Source organism: Micromonospora sp. DT201, assembly GCF_049841575.1.
Lineage (GTDB): Bacteria > Actinomycetota > Actinomycetes > Mycobacteriales > Micromonosporaceae > Micromonospora.
This window is the reverse complement of the sequence record NZ_JBNCKP010000015.1, coordinates 140173-160031: the sequence shown is the minus strand read 5'-3', so window position 1 is coordinate 160031 and position 19859 is coordinate 140173. Positions and strand designations below refer to the sequence as shown.

The 19859-nt window shown below is 66.0% G+C and carries 20 protein-coding genes and 1 other RNA gene; 5 read left to right on the top strand and 16 right to left on the bottom strand.

The genetic code is table 11. The features are described 5' to 3' along the window. Positions 1 to 41 precede the first annotated feature (41 nt). Complete coding sequence (locus ACLQ28_RS23220) at positions 42 to 650, bottom strand: dihydrofolate reductase family protein (protein WP_425688370.1); 609 nt, start codon at positions 648 to 650, stop codon at positions 42 to 44. Between the two features lie 32 nt (positions 651 to 682). Between ACLQ28_RS23220 and ACLQ28_RS23215 the strand changes: the two genes are divergently transcribed. Beyond that, the gene (locus ACLQ28_RS23215) at positions 683 to 1366 is read left to right on the top strand and encodes an SUKH-4 family immunity protein (RefSeq protein ID WP_425688369.1); all 684 of its coding nucleotides are present in this window, start codon (positions 683 to 685) and stop codon (positions 1364 to 1366) included. On the opposite strand, the gene ACLQ28_RS23210 is transcribed toward ACLQ28_RS23215, so the two are convergent. The 5 genes from ACLQ28_RS23210 to ACLQ28_RS23190 form a co-directional block, all read right to left on the bottom strand. Then, the gene (locus tag ACLQ28_RS23210) at positions 1360 to 2340 is read right to left on the bottom strand and encodes a threonine ammonia-lyase (RefSeq protein ID WP_425688368.1); all 981 of its coding nucleotides are present in this window, start codon (positions 2338 to 2340) and stop codon (positions 1360 to 1362) included. The genes ACLQ28_RS23215 and ACLQ28_RS23210 overlap by 7 nt on opposite strands. 54 nt (positions 2341 to 2394) lie before the next feature. Then, entirely contained in the window at positions 2395 to 2928 is a 534-nt protein-coding gene (locus ACLQ28_RS23205) for a hypothetical protein (RefSeq protein WP_425688367.1), read from the bottom strand. A gap of 379 nt (positions 2929 to 3307) precedes the next feature. Then, positions 3308 to 3841, bottom strand: coding sequence for a hypothetical protein (locus ACLQ28_RS23200; RefSeq protein WP_425688366.1), 534 nt, complete (start codon positions 3839 to 3841; stop codon positions 3308 to 3310). A 388-nt stretch (positions 3842 to 4229) separates the two neighbouring features. Then, complete coding sequence (locus ACLQ28_RS23195; protein WP_425688365.1) at positions 4230 to 4763, bottom strand: hypothetical protein; 534 nt, start codon at positions 4761 to 4763, stop codon at positions 4230 to 4232. A gap of 106 nt (positions 4764 to 4869) precedes the next feature. After that, a complete protein-coding gene (locus tag ACLQ28_RS23190; protein ID WP_425688364.1) occupies positions 4870 to 5259 on the bottom strand; it encodes a hypothetical protein in 390 nt (129 codons plus the stop codon). Positions 5260 to 5280: 21 nt separating this feature from the next. Here ACLQ28_RS23190 and ACLQ28_RS23185 point away from each other — a divergent pair, with 21 nt between their 5' ends. Continuing rightward, a complete protein-coding gene (locus ACLQ28_RS23185; RefSeq protein ID WP_425688363.1) occupies positions 5281 to 6003 on the top strand; it encodes a hypothetical protein in 723 nt (240 codons plus the stop codon). A gap of 157 nt (positions 6004 to 6160) precedes the next feature. Here ACLQ28_RS23185 and ACLQ28_RS23180 read toward each other — a convergent pair whose 3' ends face one another. Beyond that, positions 6161 to 6436: a hypothetical protein gene (locus ACLQ28_RS23180; protein ID WP_425688362.1), complete on the bottom strand. Its 276-nt coding sequence runs from the start codon at positions 6434 to 6436 to the stop codon at positions 6161 to 6163. A 251-nt stretch (positions 6437 to 6687) separates the two neighbouring features. On the opposite strand from ACLQ28_RS23180, the gene ACLQ28_RS23175 reads away from it, so the two are divergent. Next, positions 6688 to 7110: a GntR family transcriptional regulator gene (locus ACLQ28_RS23175; RefSeq protein WP_425688361.1), complete on the top strand. Its 423-nt coding sequence runs from the start codon at positions 6688 to 6690 to the stop codon at positions 7108 to 7110. A gap of 318 nt (positions 7111 to 7428) precedes the next feature. Here the strand turns inward: ACLQ28_RS23175 and ACLQ28_RS23170 are convergent, their stop codons facing one another. The 5 genes from ACLQ28_RS23170 to rnpB form a co-directional block, all read right to left on the bottom strand. Next, on the bottom strand, positions 7429 to 9291 hold the full coding sequence (locus tag ACLQ28_RS23170; protein ID WP_425688360.1) for a hypothetical protein: 1863 nt from the start codon (positions 9289 to 9291) through the stop codon (positions 7429 to 7431). Beyond that, positions 9284 to 9766 carry an ABC-three component system middle component 2 gene (locus ACLQ28_RS23165; RefSeq protein WP_425688359.1) on the bottom strand — a complete coding sequence of 161 codons (483 nt, stop codon included), beginning with the start codon at positions 9764 to 9766 and terminating at the stop codon, positions 9284 to 9286. Before ACLQ28_RS23165 ends, ACLQ28_RS23170 begins: the two co-directional genes overlap by 8 nt. After that, on the bottom strand, positions 9763 to 10878 hold the full coding sequence (locus tag ACLQ28_RS23160; RefSeq protein WP_425688358.1) for an ABC-three component system protein: 1116 nt from the start codon (positions 10876 to 10878) through the stop codon (positions 9763 to 9765). The genes ACLQ28_RS23165 and ACLQ28_RS23160 overlap by 4 nt, the downstream gene beginning before the upstream one ends. Positions 10879 to 11246: 368 nt before the next feature. After that, complete coding sequence (locus ACLQ28_RS23155) at positions 11247 to 11480, bottom strand: hypothetical protein (protein WP_425688357.1); 234 nt, start codon at positions 11478 to 11480, stop codon at positions 11247 to 11249. A 378-nt stretch (positions 11481 to 11858) separates the two neighbouring features. After that, an RNA gene (rnpB, locus tag ACLQ28_RS23150) (RNase P RNA component class A) lies at positions 11859 to 12275 on the bottom strand. A gap of 129 nt (positions 12276 to 12404) precedes the next feature. On the opposite strand from rnpB, the gene ACLQ28_RS23145 reads away from it, so the two are divergent. Continuing rightward, complete coding sequence (locus ACLQ28_RS23145; protein WP_425688356.1) at positions 12405 to 13166, top strand: sulfite exporter TauE/SafE family protein; 762 nt, start codon at positions 12405 to 12407, stop codon at positions 13164 to 13166. 139 nt (positions 13167 to 13305) lie between these two features. Here ACLQ28_RS23145 and ACLQ28_RS23140 read toward each other — a convergent pair whose 3' ends face one another. Continuing rightward, positions 13306 to 14520 (bottom strand): MFS transporter, encoded by a 1215-nt coding sequence (locus tag ACLQ28_RS23140; protein ID WP_425688355.1) that lies wholly within the window; start codon positions 14518 to 14520, stop codon positions 13306 to 13308. Between the two features lie 55 nt (positions 14521 to 14575). On the opposite strand from ACLQ28_RS23140, the gene ACLQ28_RS23135 reads away from it, so the two are divergent. Beyond that, positions 14576 to 15055: a MarR family winged helix-turn-helix transcriptional regulator gene (locus tag ACLQ28_RS23135; RefSeq protein ID WP_425688354.1), complete on the top strand. Its 480-nt coding sequence runs from the start codon at positions 14576 to 14578 to the stop codon at positions 15053 to 15055. Positions 15056 to 15105: 50 nt separating this feature from the next. On the opposite strand, the gene mctP is transcribed toward ACLQ28_RS23135, so the two are convergent. From mctP to ACLQ28_RS23120, 3 genes are all read right to left on the bottom strand, one after another. Next, on the bottom strand, positions 15106 to 16758 hold the full coding sequence (gene mctP, locus ACLQ28_RS23130) for a monocarboxylate uptake permease MctP (protein ID WP_425688353.1): 1653 nt from the start codon (positions 16756 to 16758) through the stop codon (positions 15106 to 15108). 58 nt (positions 16759 to 16816) lie between these two features. Continuing rightward, on the bottom strand, positions 16817 to 17059 hold the full coding sequence (locus tag ACLQ28_RS23125) for a DUF3311 domain-containing protein (RefSeq protein WP_425688352.1): 243 nt from the start codon (positions 17057 to 17059) through the stop codon (positions 16817 to 16819). 241 nt (positions 17060 to 17300) lie between these two features. Then, positions 17301 to 19757, bottom strand: a complete 2457-nt coding sequence (locus ACLQ28_RS23120; protein ID WP_425688351.1) for a M14 family zinc carboxypeptidase — start codon at positions 19755 to 19757, stop codon at positions 17301 to 17303. Between the last annotated feature and the right edge of the window lie 102 nt (positions 19758 to 19859).

Genomic DNA, 19859 nt, shown 5'->3' with positions numbered 1-19859 from the left:
TCCTCTGGTGTCGCAACAGTGTGGTTCGACGGTCAGGGACTTCAGGCCGTTGCATACCGCGGGCGCCCGGCCGGCCGGAAGACCTGGATCGTCACGCCCTTCGAGTCGACCCGCGACTCGACCAGATCGAGCGCAAGATCCGGACCGCTATCCGGGAACAGTCTCGCGCCCAGTCCAACGATCACCGGGATCACGATCAGAGTCATCTCATCGACCAGATCGTTGGCCAGCAGCCACCGGACCAGGGTGCCGCTCCCGTGCACCTGCAGCTCACCCCCGGGCTTCTCCTTCAGCTCACTGATGGCCGCCGCGAGGTCACCGCCGAGAACGGTCGTGTCCTCCCAACGCGGCGCGGTGAGCGTGGTCGAGGCAACGTACTTGGGGGCCTCCTTCAAGGCCACACCAATGGGATGTGCGCGCATCTGGTCGATTGATCCCCAGGAGCCGGCGAACAACTCGTACGTGCGCCGGCCGAACAGGAACGCGTCGGCCCGCTGGTAGGTCTGCGTGATGAACGCCCTGGTCCCGTCGTCGCCCTTCCCCTGGGCCCATCCGCCGCGCTCGAACCCATTCGGGTGCTCGGCCGTGGGGGCGCCGTTGCTCTGCACGACTCCATCGATCGAGATCTGGGTCATGGTCGTCAGCTTCATGATCGGGGTTCCTTGCCCTGGCGCCGCCCCTTGTGGGCGGCCTCACCCCTGCTACGAACACCATCGCCCCGATCCGACACCCCCTCCCGAACTTCTTTGAAGAATTTGCCGGGAGCGGATGGGATGCCTGGCCGCTACGACAACCGGGCGCTTGGAGGCCGGCCCGGACTACCCTCATCGGCGTGCCTGCTGAGGGTCGTCCGTCGCCTCCCGCGTTCGAAGCGCTCACGGCCTGGGCTGGTACCGGGCGAGTGGTGCGTGCTACCGACCTGGACGTGGCGACGTGGTGGCTTCCCGAGCCGCAGAAGGCCGCACTGGTCTCGTCTGGTGTGCCGCTGATCGATGACCTCGTCGGTACGGTGTCATTTCACGCGCAGCCGACGATGTACCGGTTGGCGAACTCCGACGACCCGCGCTGGATGTACGGTGCCGCGCCGGAAACCGGTGAGGTGCACATATGGTCGCCGGACGGCAGCGCCGGGTTCGTCAACTCGACGATCATCCACTGGCTGTGTTCGCTGCACCTGGTTGGCAGCTGGCTGACCAGCTCAACCGTCATCGACCGCTGGGACGAAGACGGACCGGCCGAAGAGCAGGCGCTCGCGGAGATCGCCGACCTGTTGGAACGCATCAGGGACCTTGACCCGCCCTCGTTCGGGGACGGCGACCATACGACCCACTTCTGGCCCGGAGTGCTCGACCGGTGGCTCTACTGATCGACGCGGACACGAGCGGGGCTTCTGCCGCGCTCGGTCCACGACGCCACGTCGGCGACCGTGGAGTTGCCGCCGCAGAGCACGAGACCCAACCGGGCATCGTCACCCACCCGCTCCCGTACCCGGCGGGCGGCCGGCAGGAGGCATCCGGCTGCCGGCTCGGCCCAGACCTTCGCATGCTCGGCCAACTCCACCGTCCCCCGCACCGCCTCGGCGTCGGAGACCACGAGCACGTCGCTGACCAGGGCAGTCACGTGGTCGTAGGTGAGCTGCGAGACGGTCGGCGCGCTGAGCGTGGTGACGATCGACGACAGTGGCACCTCGACCGGCCCACCCTTGGCCAGGGCCTGCGACATCGCCTGCGCGCCCTCGGTCTCCACGCCCCAGACCCGTACCCCCGGCCGGCGTGCCCGCAGCGCAGCGGCCACCCCGGAGATCAGCGCCCCGCCGCCGACGCTGACCAGCACGTCGGTCAACTCACCGGCGTCGTCGGCGAACTCCAATCCGACCGTGCCCTGCCCGGCGAGCACCACCGGGTCGTCGAACGGGTGCAGCAGGGTCAGGCCGTCCTCCCGCAACCGGGACATGAGCGCGAACGCGGCGGACATGCCGTCGGTCAGATGGACGTCGGCACCGGCCGCGCGGGCCACCTCGACGGCACGCGCCGGCGCCGTCCGGGGCATCACCACGGTCGCCGCCACCCCCAGGGCGCCGGCCATCACCGCGACCGCGATGCCGTGGTTGCCGCCACTGACCGCCACCACGCCCGCCGCCCGCTCAGCCTCGTCCAGGACGAGCAGCTTCGCCGCCGCGCCACGCGCCTTGAACGACCCGGTACGTTGCAGCAGCTCCAGCTTGGCGGTGACGGGCACGCCGAGCAGCTCGGACAGGCCGGGGCTGGGCACGGTGGGCGTGTGGACCACATGGCCGGCGATCCGGTCGGCGGCCGCCTCGATGTCCGCGAGCTCGATCATCACCGAAGCGTGCCACAGCAGCGGCAGAGGCCAGCCTGCGGATGTGATCCCCCATCAGCGGTACCGGGTCAGCTGCTCCGCCCGAAGGTCGACGCCTGTTTGGGTGGACACCGCATAGACGTCCCCGAGCCGCAGCGCGGGGAGGTCTTCCAGCTGGTATTCGGAGATCAACCAGAAGATGACCTTGCCATCCGGTATCCAATACTCTTCGAGGGAGGCCATATGCACTCGGCGGACGTGATAGATCTCCACGCCCGCGCTGACGAGCCGGTCGGCCACCTCCTCGAACGGCACCCGGGGCGGGAAGCTCCCGTACCGGCTGCCGATCGCCTCAGGAACCATGTCGTCGAGCTTATGCAACTTCCATGGCTTGACGCCGATGGAATCGCAGACCCACTCGCCCGACCCGTCATAGAAGTTGGCGTCGACGAACCCGAACTGCCGCACCAGGTGGCGATCGTTCCACGATCCCTCATCGAAGTCGGACCCCAGCACGCCCGGCCAGTCGTCCGGACGGGAGCCGAGACCGACGCCGAGGACCATGCCGGTGACCGCGAAGTCAGCGAAGAAATCCAGATGCGAGGACATCCCGCCAGTCCACACCCAACTCCCGGAGTACGCCACCATAAAACCTGGCGGAGCCACGGGCATCGGCAAGGGCTCCACACCGGATTATTCCGCCGTCCTGCTGGAGCCTCGCGCCAGCTAGTCAGCGAGCCCGGTCCGACGTGCTGTTCCCTGAATGGCGCGTGGGTGCACCGAGATGAATCGATGAGCAGACTCCCGTCGGATGAACGACCAGCTCAGAGCCCGGATCACGGCCGCTGACCTGGTGGGCGATCGAGTCGACCGCTACGCCGGCTCTGTGCACGGGCGCACCCCTAGAGGTTCGCGCCGCGGGCAGCGGCGCCACGTTCAATCGTCGCGCCGCTGCCCGCGGATCAGGAGCAGTCGACGTGCTCCCCCGTCAGCGGTACCGGGTCAGCTGCTCCGCCCGAAGGTCGACGCCGGTGGTGGTGGACACCGAATCGACGTCCCAGAGCCGCAGCGCGGGGAAGTCCTCCAGCTGGTATTCGGAGATCAACCAGAAGATGACCTTGCCATCCGGTATCCAATACTCTTCGAGGGAGGCCATATGCACCCGCCTGACGTGATAGATCTCCATGCCCGCGCTGACGAGCCGGTCGGCCACCTCCTCGAACGGCACCCGGGGCGGGAAGCTCCCGTACCGGCTGCCGATCGCCTTGGGGACCATGTCGTCGAACTTGTGCAACTTCCATGGCTTGACGCCGATGGAATCGCAGACCCACTCGCCCGACCCGTCATAGAAGTTGGCGTCGACGAACCCGAACTGCCGCACCAGATGGCGATCGTTCCACGATCCCTCATCGAAGTCGGACCCCAGCACGCCCGGCCAGTCGTCCGGACGGGAGCCGAGACCGACGCCGAGGACCATGCCGGTGACCGCGAAGTCAGCGAAGAAATCCAGATGCGAGGACATCCCGCCAGTCCACACCCAACTCCCGGAGTACGCCACCATAAAACCTGGCGGAGCCACCGGCACCGGCGAGGCTCCACACGAGGTGTTGTTCCGCCGTCCTGCTGGAGCTTCGCCCCAGCTAGTCAGCGAGCCGGGGTCCGACGTGCTGTTCCCGAAATGGGGCGAGGGCGCACCGAGATGGGTCGCCGAGCAGATTCGCGTCGAATGAACGGCCAGCTCAGAGCCTGGGTCACGGCGGCTGAGCTGGTGGGCGACGGACGAGTTGACCTGTCGGCCGGGTGTGCTGTGCGCGGGCGTACCCCCGAAAGGTTTGCGCCGCAGGCAGCGACGCCGCGTTCAATCGTGGCGCCGCTGCGCGTGGATCAGGAGCAGACGACGTGATGCCCCATCAGCGGTACCGGGTCAGCTGCTCCGCCCGAAGGTCGACGCCTGTTTGGGTGGACACCGCATAGACGTCCCCGAGCCGCAGCGCGGGGAGGTCTTCCAGCTGGTATTCGGAGATCAACGAGAACATGACCTTGCCATCCGGTATCCAATACTCTTCGAGGGAGGCCATATGCACCCGCCTGACGTGATAGATCTCCACGCCCGCGCTGACGAGCCGGTCGGCCACCTCCTCGAACGGCACCCGGGGCGGGAACCTCCCGTACCGGCTGCCGATCGCCTCGGGGACCATGTCGTCGAACCGATGCAACTGCCAGGGCTTGATGTTGACGCAATCACAAATCCACTCACCCGATCCGTCATGGAAGTTGGCGTCGACGATCCCGAACTGCCGCACCAGGTGGTGGTCGGTCCACGATGCCTCATGGAAGTCGGACCCCAGCACGCCCGGCCAGTCGTCCGGACGGGAGCCGAGACCGACGCCGAGGACCATGCCGGTGACCGCGAAGTCAGCGAAGAAATCCAGATGCGAGGACATCGCCCCAGTCCACACCCAGCTTCCGGAGTACGCCACCACAAAACCTGGCGGAGCCACCGGCACCGGCGAGGCTCCACACCGAACGGCCATGCGGGGAGTAGACCCGTCAACGCTCCAAGCCGGCGTCTTCATTGCCACGCTGGGTCGCCAGGGCAAGGGCTAACGTGGCGTCCACGACGGTGAGTGACGCCATGGCGATCGCTCCCGTTCGAGCCCGACGATTTCCGCCCGGGCGGTTGGCCTCCGCTGCGTAGCAACCGGTCAACGCAAGATTCAGGGCAGCCCGCGCCGCCATCCACGGCCAACGGGGACGACCCCGCAAGACGCCAGAACCGACGACGAGGTCGGTCAGGCCGACCGCCCCGGCCAGCACGGGGCGGTCGCCCAGCCCGAGAGCTGCCGCGCTGCGCCGTGGCATGGCCGTTAGCAGCACACCGAAGCCAAGCGTCACGAAACCCACAACGTTCGCCAGCTCGTCCGCGCGCCGTCGAGTCATGAGCGACATTAAACTCCCCCGGTGGTCGATGTCCTGAGGCTGCAGCCGCTGCTGTTTCCCGCCGAGTTCTCGTCCCACCGAATGCGCGTCCTCGTCAACGGCCTGGACGTGGTGGCGGCGACGTACCCACCCGACGGCTTCCATGGGCAGCCGGTAGCCAGATTTACGCCTTCGTGGATGCTTGGGCCGAGTGGGCTCGCTGTCGCGCCGGAAGCCCGAGATGTCGCGGTAGGTGGATCCGATACGAGCGAGGACCGACTAACGGTCCGCGTCTCTCAGTCCGACTCCGAGGTGATGTGGGACTGCTGGCGCCTGATAGTCATCGGCAGGGTGGTCAAGGAGGGGCCGGAGATCGAGCTGGGCATCTTCCGGTTCGACTCGAACGCATACGCCGAGGAGATAGCCCAGGCGACAGAGCGGGCTACCCGATCGTGGCCAGCGCGGTCGGTTGCCGAGAACCTCCAGGCAACGTTGTGGCGTGAGGGGTGGGGGCAGGACGGCGGAGCCTGGATACGCCGCTACGTAGCGATCCGCGCGCCCGAGGATCGCCCGGACGTGGTCGAGATCAGCTACTACGCCCGCGACCTGAGCGGGCTGCGTTATGCCTTGCCGGGCAGCTACGTCGTGAACTTCCCGATCGACGGTACTGATCCGGCCGTTCAGGCCCAGGCCATCGCAGACCGACTAGGCCATGAGGACCTAAAGACGCTATCGGTCCACCAACCTCATCGACGACGCCCATGATTACAGGGCGACGAGCCGGGTGGTTCTGAGATCCGTTGGTCTGCCCTCGCCGCCGGCTTGTGATCGGTGCCGGTCGGAGGCCCACGCGCTCCGGCGCTCGCCACCACCCTCAACCGGTTGAGCCCTGCCGATCTGACGACTGAAGCGGCACGGAAACTTAGGCTCGACCTGGACGGCGAGGCCGTCGGGCCAGGGCCAACCATCCGAGAAACCTGCCGTGCATCGCGGGCAGGTTCGGGCGCAGGCCCAATCCGTACACGTCGTCGATCGCCTCCTGCATCGACGCGGCCAGGTAGAACGCCAGGGCGATCGAATGCCCGTAGAACTCGGCCGCGAGGTCGAGCTGAGCCGGGCCACACGGCCAGGGCGCGGCGCAGTTGCGGCACAGCCACGCCGGGCGCATCGGCAGGTGCGGGCGAGGGCGGGCGGTCATCCGACCCTCACCGGACCTCGGCGGACGGGTCGGGTATCGCCGAGCCAACTTGTACGCGCGGCTACCGCAACCGGTCCGACAGGACGCCGCGCATCAGATGCGACCAGGGCCAGCGCGAGACCACGCCTGACACGGGCCGTCACCCCAGCCGCACACCAGGAAACCTATCTACAAGTGGACGAGTTGTCTAGACGTCGAAACAGGTCACTTGGTTGGCACTTGGTAAGACAAGTGCCAGGTACCGTGAGCACGTGCCCACCCCGCACTACGGACAGCCCCGCTACCGCGCCATCGCCGCCGAACTCAGAGATCGAATCGAGAACGGCGCCATCCGGCCGGGTACCCTCTTGCCAGCAGAGAGCGCGCTCATCGCAGAGTTCCGAGCAAGTCGCGGCACAATTCGTCAGGCTATAGCCGTCCTGCGCGAAGCGCGCTTCGTCGTTACCGAACATGGCCGCGGCAGCATCGCAAGTTTACGACCCCATGAAATTGGGCCGGAGAAGGATTCCGAGCCGGACGCCAAACACCGCGAAACCGTCGCCGACCCTGAGCTTGCAACTCTTTTCGGCATCGAAGCAGGAACGGTTGTGATCGAACGGCAAAACGTCATCCGGCGAAACGGAGCTGTCGAAAAAGTCGTGAGGATCTATCGACCACTTCAAGCGGGAACGTAAGTCCGGTAGGACCTTCGGTCGCGAGACCATGAGGCAGCCCATCTCCCACGCTCCACGCCCAGTAGCCGGAGCGGCGCCTTGGGCGCGGCTGGGCCGGCTTTCGACCATGACCGACTTTGCGCTGTTGGAGACGCCCGGCAGCCGCTTCAACTACATAGGTAGCGACGGCCAACAGTCCGACTAAGGGTGCGTCGGAGGGAACGATCTAAGCCGGAGTGCCTGCGCCAGGAAAGGGCGCAAATCGTCGGCGGTTGCCGGTTTCGCGTGGCTTTGCGGTAGGACATGACGGTTTTTAGTCTCCGCCCAACGCCCGCGAGGTTAAACTGCCCCCGAACTTGCGAGCTCCCGCACCGGAACAACGGGAAAGAAGCCGTACCTGCCGTGTCGACTCTTGGTGAACTCGTAAACTGTTGCCTCTTCGCTAATTTCAGACGGCGGTGCCACATTCTCCAGTATGACAGCTTGCCCGACGAACCTGGAAGCCAGATATCGAAAGAAATGAGTAGCCACATCGTTACCCATAATTCTTTCGTCCTCCGCGCTTTCTGGCTCCTTGTAAGTAACAAGGGGCGAGTCCAAAACTACGAAGCCGGGGTGCGGAAGATTGCGCATGATGCACCATTGCGCTAGACCAACGGTAAATGCCGCATGAAGAATAGCGCGCATGCCCTTGCCGTGTGACGAGCGGGGTATGCCATTCATACTGATATCACATGATTCCGCGTCAAAAGACACGTGGCGCAGTTCTGGGACCCGCCAATCTTCGAGGATTCCGAAGAGCAGCTCTCCAAATTCTTGGGCTACGCCCCCGCCGAGAGCTGTTGCCGGAACTGACGTCGGCTCGTCTACGCTTCCTAGACTCACCTTCAGAGTCTCTATGCGCTCAATTTGCTCATGAGCCGCTATTCTTCGCTCAAGATCACCCTTCGCTGCAACAAGCTCCCTCAACTCGCCCCGTTGAGGGGACAGGCGATCGTCTAGGGCTCTTGCGGCGTCACGCACACCCTCGACTTGAGCTTCCAGAACGGCAAGAGCTCTAAGTCCGCTCTCCCGCTCTGCTCCCAAGTCCTGGATCGCTAAGGCAAGGTCTACTCGCAAGCCCAGCGTCTTACTCTGTTCAGCGCGCACCGCGTCGGCAAACAGTGTTCTATCTTCGGCACGATGGGCAGCAGTGGATTGATTCTCAGGAGTTGAGCCGCAAAAAACGCAGTCGCCGACATCAAAGTAGCCTAAAAGCGTGCCAGCCTCCTCAAGCATTCCCAATCGCTCGAGGTCAGAGTCGTATTTCTGCAGCAAGAGCCGAAAGTTGCTAAGGAGGTCTGCAATTTCCGTGACCCGATGCCGCTGTTCCTCGTACTGGCGCTGCAGCTGGCGGATCTCATCTTTTAGCCGAGCCTGCTCCTCTAGGTGGCCGTCGAGAGAGTTAGAGATGCCCTCGATCGACTGCTCTAGCCTTACCAGTCGGGCTTGTGCGTCGGAACTGCTCTCCGAATCACCTAAAGCTTGCCGCAACTCACCAACAATCTGCTCCATAGCGGCTAGTCGCCCTTGGTTCCGCTGGCGCTCGGCTGTCGCAGCCTTCGTCGTTCGGGGAAGATCAGAGTCATCGTTCCCTTGCAGTACGAACTTGAGCACTGACCGCTCAGTGGTCTTTGAGATAAATTGACCACTCAATGCCGGTGGCGCCTCAGAGACAATGTCAGTCTCACTCACTAAAAAGAGGCGTGATAGTAGGCGGAGAGTCAGCGAGACAGTCTCGTTTCGATCGTTTGACCGAACCCAACTCTCGCCGATTCCCATCTCGGCAAGGAACAGGGTCGAGATATCGTTGCCAGTTTTTTGATGACGTGGCGACAGCACACGTGGACGACCACTACGCTGAAGCCCTTCGTAAACACGAAATTTCGCTGCACTCTTGCTCTGCTCTATGGATCTTTCTAGAACCAAACCCTCCGGACTTCTTGGTGTCAGCAAGGACAACAGGCCCGTGTCGTAGCCTGCCGATTCGTCTATATGCTTGAGGTTGGATGCGCCTAGCAGGTAGTTTATAAGGTCGAAGACATAGGTCTTGCCCGTATTCGAGGCACCGTAGACGACGGTAAGACCTCGGCCCAGCTCAAGTTCAGCGGATTCCAGATCTGGGCCGATTGCGGCGAGCTTGTTGATCCTTATGCTAGTCATCCCCCGCCTCCATTGCTTGCCGTCGCGCTCCAGAAATCCAGTGATTAACCAGAGCTCTCAATTGAGGCTCCGTTGACGCCTCGTCTTGTCGTGGTAGCTGATCAATCACCCAGTCAGCTCTGGCACGTAGACTCTCCGCATACCTCGAGCTAAGAACAGAGACGAAGGGCGGCGCGTTCTCTGACGCCTGGAAGGCGAAGCCCGCGTTCGTTGGTTTCGCTACTACAAGTCCGGCGCGCATCATTGCATCTATACCTGACTTCACGAGATCTCGCTTAATAGCCAGTTCTCCAATCGAGCCAGGAAGCTCCGGGTGAATGCTTGCCGGTCCATCATTCTGCCCGGTATGAAGAAGGGCGTGGTCGAGTTGTGCAAGCGCGTCTAGATCAAAAGATAACGGGAAGGCGCTAGACAGCAGGAAGACCACGCGCAGGCCAACTTCGAGTGGACTGTTGAGGGGCGGCGTAATGTTCACTGGCACCACCTCAGCCGATCCTCATTGGCTAGCTGATGACAAATTCCCTTCTTGTCGCGAGCTTGCCACACCGTGATTAAGGCATTCGTCGTAAGGTTTATCTGCTGAGAAGCGCTAAGCACTTTTTGAAGGCGATCGTAGCCGGTGCTGTGATCGTCGTCATGAATTTCCTTCACACCTTCATGTAATTGATCTTGCAGGTTTTCAAACGTCCTCGAAGGCACTTTGTCGCGATAGAAAATACGAAATGTTTCGGCGCAATAGAAATATTCACGCTGGCTGCGCAGGTGGGCATGCGCTTTTGCATGCTCGACTAGGGCCTCAATGGTTCTGGCACTGGTGCCGAACTTCTCGGTATAGACATCGAAAAGTTGTTCCAAGTAATTTGTTTCGTCAGCGGCCGGCGCGGATGGTGGCAGCTCAGGGGGTGGCGCGAACGGGAGTGGAACGGCGAATCTAACTATATGTTGTGGAGACTTTTGATGTTGCTGGAGTAGTTCGATAGGTGTTGCTGATTGGAAAATAGAAAAGTCTACCATCTGCGCGTAGGCGGCAACCTTGGCTCTTTCGTTAGGCGTTCCGACTTTCCCTTCGCCGAGGACATTCAAGAACGCATCCTTCAGTTCGCCGGGCCTCAGAATCATTTGCTCAAGCGATGGCCCCAGCCCCCGAGGTGCCATGAAATAGTACGTCCTCGGTAAAGAGTAGTAGCCAGCTTCCGCATACCGCAGAATCTTGTATATCTCCGGCCAAGCATCAGTCGGCATCAACGCATTAGCGTAATGCTTACATTGAAAGCAGTCCCATTCTCCACCAAAACCAGCTGCCGATTCGAACCCTGCAATGTCCACGCCGTGGTCATTTGCTCCACCGAATCGACGCACTTTGCGATATGGAAGGGTTCTCGCCCATTCATGGATAAACTCCTCCCACATCGCGGACGTGTAGATGAAGAGCTGAGCTTCAGGACTGAACCGTGGGCCTTGCTGGGCTGGTACTACAAGGGCAACACCCAAGGGTTCCGGAGGGACCAAGGCCAGGTCCGCCTCAGCCGGGTAAGAACCTGACAAGGAGTGCTCCTTCGGGTCAGAAGCTTCTGCCTGTTGTTTCACGCAGGGTAGAGGAGACGTGCGCGGAGCGATAGATCAAGTGACTACATCCCGACAGGCAAGCGGCGTTCGCTTCGCCAGGCTAGGGCCGCAGTCCCTGGAGCGGGTTGACCACCGCCACGCCGCTTCCGGGGATTCACACGGCTTAGCAGGATGGTTGGGTCGTGTATGTCCCCTGGCGGGACAGGCTGTGATGACGTGCGACGGCGTGCGACGGCGTACCTGCCGAATTCCTCTATTTTGGATCAAGGCACCGCGCTTCGCGCGGTGCGGGGCGGCAAGCCCGACCGGCGGCAAGCCGCCCCGGCCGCCTACGGCGCCGGGGCAGTGAGCCACCGACAGCCGCCGGGACACCGCCCCACAGTCGGATCTCAGCTCAGCGCGAGTTCGTCTGGGAAGCGCTCGTGAAGCGCGGCGACCACATGCCGCAGGCAGTAATCGAGGCTGTGGCCGTCGACCCTTATCGCGGCACCATCGAGCCGCTGACCCGAGATCACCACGGTCCAGGGCTTGCGCTCCCGCTCGCCGTCAATCTTGACCAGCCCGACCAGACCCATCTCCCCCAGGTGCTCCAGCAGCTCCGGCACGCACTCGTCCCACCTCATCCACGAATGGGACCACCAAGACCGCTACGGAAGCCAGCGGGTCGGCCTGGTCGTGCGTCGGGGCTTCCGTCTGCCGCGCCAGTCCAACCCCGGGACTGGCTTGCCACCGGATCACCGGGTCGCGGCACCAGCTCCACCACCAGGATGTACCCACCGCCCCCAGCCAGAACCGTCGGGCGCGGGCCAGGAGACGGCCCACGGCGGCACAGCCAGCCCGACCCGAGAAGAGGTCAACTGAGCCGGCGCTCAGGGCGTCTCCAGGGCGTCAGGGCGTCGTCAGGGCGTCAAACGCCGCCCAATCTTGACCATGAACGACCATCGACACCCGAACATAGAGCCAGCTCAGAGCCTTAACCACGGCTCTGAGCTGGTGGGCGACGGACGAGTCGACCTGTACGCCGGATTCTGTGCGCGGCGCGTACCCCGAAGGGTTTGCGCCGGCGGCGGCCATCCATCTCGGCCTGCCGTTGCCGGCAGGCTCCAGCGGCCTACCCGCAGACATCGGGCGGGCAGCCCTCAAGCGTCTGCGCGGGGTCGTCATCTTGCGGTGACGGCCCTTACTTGGCCTTGCTCCGGGTGGGGTTTACCGAGCCACCCCGGTCACCCGGGGTGCTGGTGGGCTCTTACCCCACCGTTTCACCCTTACCGTCCCCGTTGGGGGTCGGCGGTCTGTTTTCTGTGGCACTGTCCCGCGGGTCACCCCGGGTTGCCGTTAACAACCACCCTGCCCTGTGGAGTCCGGACGTTCCTCGGCGGCGGGCCTGAGCCCGCCGACGCGGCCGCCCGGTCGACTCGTCCGTCGCGCTTCCATCCTAACGATGGAGACTCCGCCGGCATTGCCGCCCTGCCTGGGCGAGATCGCGCAGCTCAACGGCGGTGGCCGGCGGATCCTCCGCGCGAGGCGGGGGCTAGCCTCGTGGGGCTATGGATCTCTCCCACGCCGCGCTGCTGCTCGCCGCCGGTCTCGCCGCTGGCACGGTAAACGCGGTGGCCGGCGGTGGTTCGTTGATCACCTTCCCGGCGATGATCGCGGTCGGGTTGCCCCCGGTTCCGGCGAACGTCAGCAACTCGGTCGCCGTGTTTCCCGGCTATCTGGCCAGCGTGGCCGGCAGCCGGTTGGACCTGCCGCGCCCCCGTGCGCTGGCCACGCTGGTGCCCACCACCATCGTCGGCACGATTCTCGGGGCGCTGCTGCTGCTGGCCACCCCGGCTCGCGCGTTCGAGGTGGTCGTACCGTTTCTGGTCCTCGGCGCGACCGCGGTCCTGGCCTTCCAGGACCCGCTGCGCCGGCTTGTCGGTCACCCGCGGGATCTGTCGCCACGCCAGCGGACGGTCGCGGTGCAGACGATGGTCGGGCTTGGTGCGGTGTACGGGGGCTACTTCGGTGCGGCGCTCGGGGTGATGCTGGTCGCCGGGCTGGCCCTGGTGCTGGACGCGACCCTGGCGCGGGTGAGCGCGATCAAGAATCTGCTCTCCGCGGTGGTGGGGTTCACGACGCTTGTGGTGTTCGCCCTGTTCGGCCCGGTGAACTGGGCGGCCGTCGCGGTGGTCGCGCCGGCCACCCTGATCGGTGGGTACGTGGGCGCCCGGCTGGTCCGTCGGCTGCCGCCGGTGCTGCTCAAGGCGTTGATCGTGGTGTTCGGCACGACGATCGGCCTCTACCTGCTCTGGCGCGCCCTCAACTGACGTTGCCCGCCCGCACCCCGACCCGCCCGCACCACCCCAACGCCCCAAGATCCGCGCAACATCCGGGAAAGTGCTGCCTCAGCGAGCGCGGAGGCAGCAGTTTCCCCGAAAGTGCGCGGATCTTGAAGACGAGCCCGCGTCAGCCGACCGGTTCGTGTTCGGCACTCGCGGCGGTGCGGTTCCAGCGGGACCAGAGCACCCGCTCGCCGTAGCCTGCGGCCATCAGGTGCGCGAAGGCCAGGTAGACGAGTACGCCGACGGCGAGCACCCCGAAGCCGACCCAGAACGGCAGCGACAGTGAGTGCTCGGCGAGTTTGCCGGAGATGATCGGTGCTGGCGCGGCAGCACCCCAGCGGACCAGGTTGAACGCGCCGGTGGCGACCCGACGGTCGCTGGAGCCGAGGCCGAGCGCCAGGTCGGTGAGGTTGGCGTTGGCCAGCCCCATGCACAGGCCGGAGAGCACCAGCACCACGAGCGACTCGGCGGTGCTGGTCGAGGTGGCGAAGAGGGCCATGCAGATCAGCAGCCCGGCGATGGCGACGCCGACGGTCTGCACCGCGCCGATCCGGTGGGCCATGCGGTGGCCGATCACCAGGATGCCGGTGGCGAGGCCGAGACCCCAGCCGGTGAACGCCAGCCCCAGCGGGACGATGTCCAGACCCAGGAACAGCGGCGTGTAGCCGAGCACCACGAAGAAGACGAAGTTGTACGCGCCGGTCACCACGCAGAGGGCGATGAACGCGGGTCGGCGGTAGGTGGCGAAGATCTGGCCGAGGCGTACCGGTGCCTGCCGGTTTGTGGGCTCGCGTAGCTTGGTGGCGGCCACGCCCAGGGCGAGGACCATGAAGACGCCGCAGACGAAGAACGGCAGCCGCCAGCTGATCTGGCCGAGCAGGCCACCGATCAGCGGGCCGACGGCGAAGCCGAGGCCCAGGGCGGTCTCGAAGAGGCCGACCACCCATTCCCGGTCGACGGCCAGGTTGACCAGCACGACCATGGCGGTCGCGAAGAACATCGCGTTGCCCAGCCCCCAGACACCGCGCAGCACGGACAGCTGCACGATGTTGTCGCTGAACGAGGCGAGGATCGCCGCGAGGCCGACCACGGAGACGCCGGTGATCAGCACCGGCTTGAAGCCGAACCGGCCGCTGGCCAGCGTCGCCGGGATCATGCCAAGGGCCATGACCGCGATGTACGCGGTGAACAGCAGCTCGACCTGCCAGGCGGTGACCCCGATCGCGTCGCCGATGGCCGGCAGGATCGGGTCGACGACGGCGATGCCTGCGATGGCGAGGAAGGCCACCAATGTGGTGGCGTAGATGGCACTGCGGTTCGGTTCGGAACGCCGATCCACTTCAACTCCCCGATTAGCTGTATAGTACAGGTACTTATCCCTGTACTATACAGCTATGAACGACGACCACTCCGCGGACACCGACGCCGAAGAGGCCACCCTCGGGCGGATCGAGACCGAGGTGGCCCTGCTGATGCGCTTCGGCGAGGCCACCCGGCGGGCGACCGGCACCGCCGAGCACCGGGTGCTGGACCGCGCGGCGTACGTCATCCTGCGCCACCTGGCCGACGCCGGCCCGCAGAACGTCTCGGCGCTCGCCGCCCGGCTCAACCTGGACGGCTCGACCGTGACCCGGCAGGTCTCCGCGCTACAGCGGGACGGCCTGATCACCCGTACCCCGGATCCGTCCGACGGACGGGGCACGGTCATCTCCCCCACCCCGGCCGGTCTGCAGCGGATGGCTGCCGTGCAGGCCGCCCGCACCCGGCTCTACGGCGACATGCTGGCCGACTGGAGCGTCGAGGACCGGACGACGCTGGCGGCCCTCCTGGGCCGCCTCAACCAGGCACTGATAAACCGCAACCGCCCCGGCTGACCCGGGAAGCCCGGGCACCGACCACGTCGGCACCCGGGCGTAGCCCGAGGTCAGGCGACCGGTTCGCGGGCCGAGTCGGCGTCGCGCTCGGCGCCCGGGGTGACCCGGGCGTCGCCCTCGTCGGCGAAGTAGTCGTCGGGCGTGGTGCCGTCGACCCCCTCCGCCACCTTCGCGGCCCGCAGTCCCAGCGTCACCAGCGCCGCGACGGCCAGGTTGACGGCCACCGCCACGATGCCGACGTAGATCGTCCGGGTGGTGTCGAAGCCGAACTCCGACAGCGGGAACGCCGAACCACCGAAGTGCTTCCGGGTCGGGCTGGCCACCTGGTAGAGCATCCACATGCCCAGCCCCATGCCGACCGCCCAGCCGACGATCAGCCCCGTGCGGTGGAACCAGCGGGTATAGAGGCCCAGCGCCACCGCCGGCAACGTCTGCAGGATGATCACGCCGCCGATCAGCTGAAGGTCGATGGAGAACTGCGGGTCGAGGAAGACGATGCAGGCCACCGCGCCGACTTTCACCACCAGCGAGGTGATCTTCGATACGTTTGCCTCCTGGGCCGGGGAGGCATCCCGCTTCAGGTACTCCTTGTAGATGTTGCGGGTGAACAGGTTCGCCGCCGCGATCGACATGATCGCCGCCGGCACCAGCGCGCCGATGCCGATCGCCGCGTACGCCACACCGGCGAACCAGTCCGGGAACTGCTGATCGAACAGCACCGGTACGACCGTGTTCACGTCCGCGGTGCCGGGCTTCGACCCCGGCAGCGGCTTCACCCCGGACGCGATGGCCATGTAGCCGAGCAGCGCGATCAAACCGAGGATCAGGCTGTACGCCGGCAGCGCCGACATGTTCCGCTTGATCACGTCCCGGTTCCGGCTGGCCAGCACGCCGGTGATGCTGTGCGGGTAGAGGAACAGCGCCAACGCCGAACCGAGCGCCAACGTGACGTACTGGAGTTGGTTGTTGCCGTTGAGCAGGATCCCGTCGTTCGGGTTCTGCGCCGTGGCCTGGAACTTCGCCTCGGCGGCGTCGAAGATGCTGCCCCAACCGCCCAGCTTCTGCGGTAGCCAGATCACCGCGACCAGGATCACCACGTAGATCAGGGCATCCTTGACGAACGCGATAAGCGCGGGCGCGCGCAGCCCCGACTGGTACGTGTACGCCGCCAGGATCGCGAACGCGATGATGATCGGCAGGTGTCGGGCCAGCGCGCTCTCGCCGGTGACGCCCATCGTCTTGAGCACCGCCTCGATGCCGACGAGCTGCAACGCGATGTACGGCATGGTGGCGACGATCCCGGTGATCGCGACGAGCAGCGCCAGCACCGGCGAGTCGAACCGGCTGCGGACGAAGTCCGCCGGGGTGACGAAGCCGTGCCGGTGCGAGACCGACCAGAGCCGGCAGAGCACCAGGAACACCAACGGGTAGATGACGATGGTGTACGGCACCGCGAAGAAGCCCATCGCGCCCGCGCCGAACACCAGCGCCGGCACCGCCACGAAGGTGTACGCGGTGTAGAGGTCACCGCCGACCAGGAACCAGGTGACCCAGCCGCCGAAGCTGCGCCCGCCCAGCCCCCACTCGTCCAGGTGCGCCATGTCCTTCGGTGCCCGCCACCGGGCGGCCACGAAGCCCATCGCGCTCACCAGCAGGAACAGCACCGTGAAGACGATGATCTCGGTGAGATGGTCGCGCCACATCACTGAACCTCCTTCGTTCGCGACTGCGGGGCTCGCAGAACCGGCTCACTCCTCGCGCTCACCGGCGTCCCCGCTTCTTCGTCATCTGGTAGACCAGCGTCGTGGTGGCGACGCCGAGCAGGATGTACGCCAGTTGCAGCCAGTAGAAGCGCGGGAAGCCGAAGACCCGGGGCGAGTCGCCATTGAAGAAGACCGGGATCAGCGGCACCACGATGGGAATGAAGAGCAACCAGTTCCAGGGGCTGTGGTCCTTCGCCCTGGCCGGCGCCGTGGTGGGCGCCTCCGGTTCGGGTGCAGCCATCTGACACACCTCCGGGGAGTCGAGGCATTCGATGTAACGGCCGGAGGCTACGACCCTGTGCTGGCCGTCACCTTGCCCGGCCGGAGGGCGCTGCGCTGAACGGCTGGCCGGATGCGCCGAACGGCGTGGCGGTATCGCCTGACGGATGAGCAGGTGCGGCTGCCCCGACAACGGCGTGGGGCCCGGGTGCGGTTCGCACCCGGGCCCCACAAAGGCCGATCGCTGGCTCACCCAGTCGGGGTCACCGCTGCGCCGCCCAGAGCACAGCCCGACCGAGCTGCGACTGCAGGCCCTTGGGGTGCAGACGGAACGTCGGGTCGGTGCCGAACAACACCACGCCGTTTCCGGCGCCGGAGACGCCCCGCACGATGCTCGCCTGGTTGGCCGCCGCGGCCTGCCCGTCCGCGCCGTCGGTGGCCCACCAGCCGGCGAGCAGCGGATCGGCGGCGTACGACTGCTCGACCTCGACGCCCGCGCCCAGGTTGGTGAACCAGACGGGCTGGCTGATGAAGGCGTGCGGGATGGCCGAGGTGGTGACCGGTCCCCCGTTGTTCACGATGTTGGCGACACCACTGGCCAGGCTCGGCGCCGCGGTGGCGGTCACGGTCAGCAGCGCGGCGGCGTTGCTGAAGGACGCCCCTGCGGTGCCCAGGCCGACCACGCCACCGCCCCGCGCGAGGAACTGGTCCAGGGCGGCCCGATTCTCGGCGGTCAGGTTCGCCAGGTTGACGTTGTCCGCGACCAGCAGAACATCGACGTCCTCGGTCAGCGTGTCGGTGAGCGTCGCGGCGGTCACCGCACGCGCCTCGAAACCGAGGTCGGCGAGGGTGTCCCGTTCCTCGACCGTGCCGAGATAGCCGACCACGACCCGGTCCAGCGGGGTGCCCTGCCAATGGGCCGGCGCAGGCTCGAAGCTGACCGCGTGGGCCTTGACCTCGGCACCGGCCAACTTACGGTTGGTCGGGGTGCCGGGGACGACCACCGACCCGTCCGCGAGCCGGTAGACCTCGACGCCCTTGGCGAGCAGCGAGTTCACCGCGAGCAGGTCGGCAGCGTCTCGCAGATCCAGGCGCAGGTCGGAGCGGCCGGCGGGCAGGGTGCCCTCGGCCCGCCCGTCGTAGGTCCGCTCCAGGCGTACCCGGGGCAGGGTGTTCCACACGGTGTCCACGGTGGCGCCCCAGGTGAGCCCCTGGCTCCAGGCGGCCGGGCCGGCGTAGAGGTCGTTCACCCGGTCGGTGATGTCCGCGCCCGGTTCGAGTAGCGAGTTGACCAGGCCGCGCTTGGGCTGGTGCATGTCGACGACGTACGAGCCGGCCTGGTAGTGCTTGCCGCCGGCGGTGAACGCCTGCTTCGCACGCCACACCCGGCCACCGCTGCTGATCAGCAGGTCGACCAGGCGGGCCGCAGCCGGCCCGGAACGCTGCCCGGTGCCGCTCGGAATGACGTACGCCCGGGGGAAGGTGGTGTTGTAGTTGTCCTCCGGTCCCCAGCCCGGCACGTAGCCGTCGGGAATGTCGCGCAACGGCTCACCGGCCAGGCCCCGGCGGTAGACCTCGGCCTGATCGTGCAGCACCTCGGCCCGGTGGTCCTGGATGTAGCGCAACGAGGTGCGGATCGCCACCTCGTGCACGTCGATGTTGATACCGGAGCGGCGTACCCGCTCGGCCGGGGTGAGCGAGCTGCCGCGCGGGTTCAGCGGAGCCTCGATCGTGTACGGGATGCTGCTCTGCAACATGGCGAACGACGGCACGTAGATCGGCGGGAAGTCGTCCCACACGCCCGGTTCGTCATCGCGGAACGGGATCCGGGCCCGCTGGGTCTCGGCGTACCCGAGGCCGCGCAGGCCCTCCTCGATCGCCAACGCGTTGGGCAGGCCGTGCTTGATGTACAGGTCGTACTCGTTGTTGACGTTGTGCGGCGGGGTGCTGGGGTGCAGCAGGGTCGGATTGACGTACCCGTGCAGGTCCAGCGTGATGATCGGCTTGGTGTCGATGATCAGGTCGCGGATGAGGTTGGTCTCGGGCTGCGCGACGATGGTCAGGTCGCGGTTGAGGTCGTAGCCGGCCGCGTTGGCCCGGGTGCCGGCGACTCGGCCGTCCGGGTTCGAGGTGATGTTGAAGACCAGCCGGTTGCGCCGCAGCAGCTCGGCGACCTCCGGGGTGCGGTCGGTGGCGAACTCCTCGATCACCCGCAGCGCGGCGTCGGTGCCCTCCCACTCGTTGCCGTGGATGTTGGCGTTGACGAAGAGCGGGGTCTTGTAACCGGCGAGCAGCTTGCGGTCCCGCTGCGCCCGGGCCGGATCGTCCTCGATGAGCCGCTTCCAGGTCTCCTGCTGCCGCGCCGCACTGCGACTCTCCGGCGCGGTCACGGTGACCGCGTACAGGTCGTAGCCGCCGGCGGACTTCCCGGCGACCCGGGCGGAGACCCGGTCGCTGGCCCGCTGGAGCGCGTTCAGCTTCGGTGCGATCTCGTCGTAGGGAATCACGCCGATCGGGATGGAAGCGTCGGCCGGGTTGTCCGGCCAGACCGGGAGAGTGCTCTGCTGGGGGTAGCCCTTCACGTCGGAGAGGTCGACGGAGGCTGGCGGCACCGTGGGCAGCGAGGTGGCGGATGCCGGCTCGGTCAGGGCAACGGTCGCGAGCAGCACGGCGCTCACCGCGGTCGCGGTGAGCCGGGGTAGACGTCTTGCGGACAGCATGACGGATCTCCTGTCGGAGGGGGACGCGCAGGCGGACGCGCCGCGGGGCCGGAGACCAGCGGGGATGGGAAACGCCTGCAGCGTGCGAGGGAAGGGGAACCC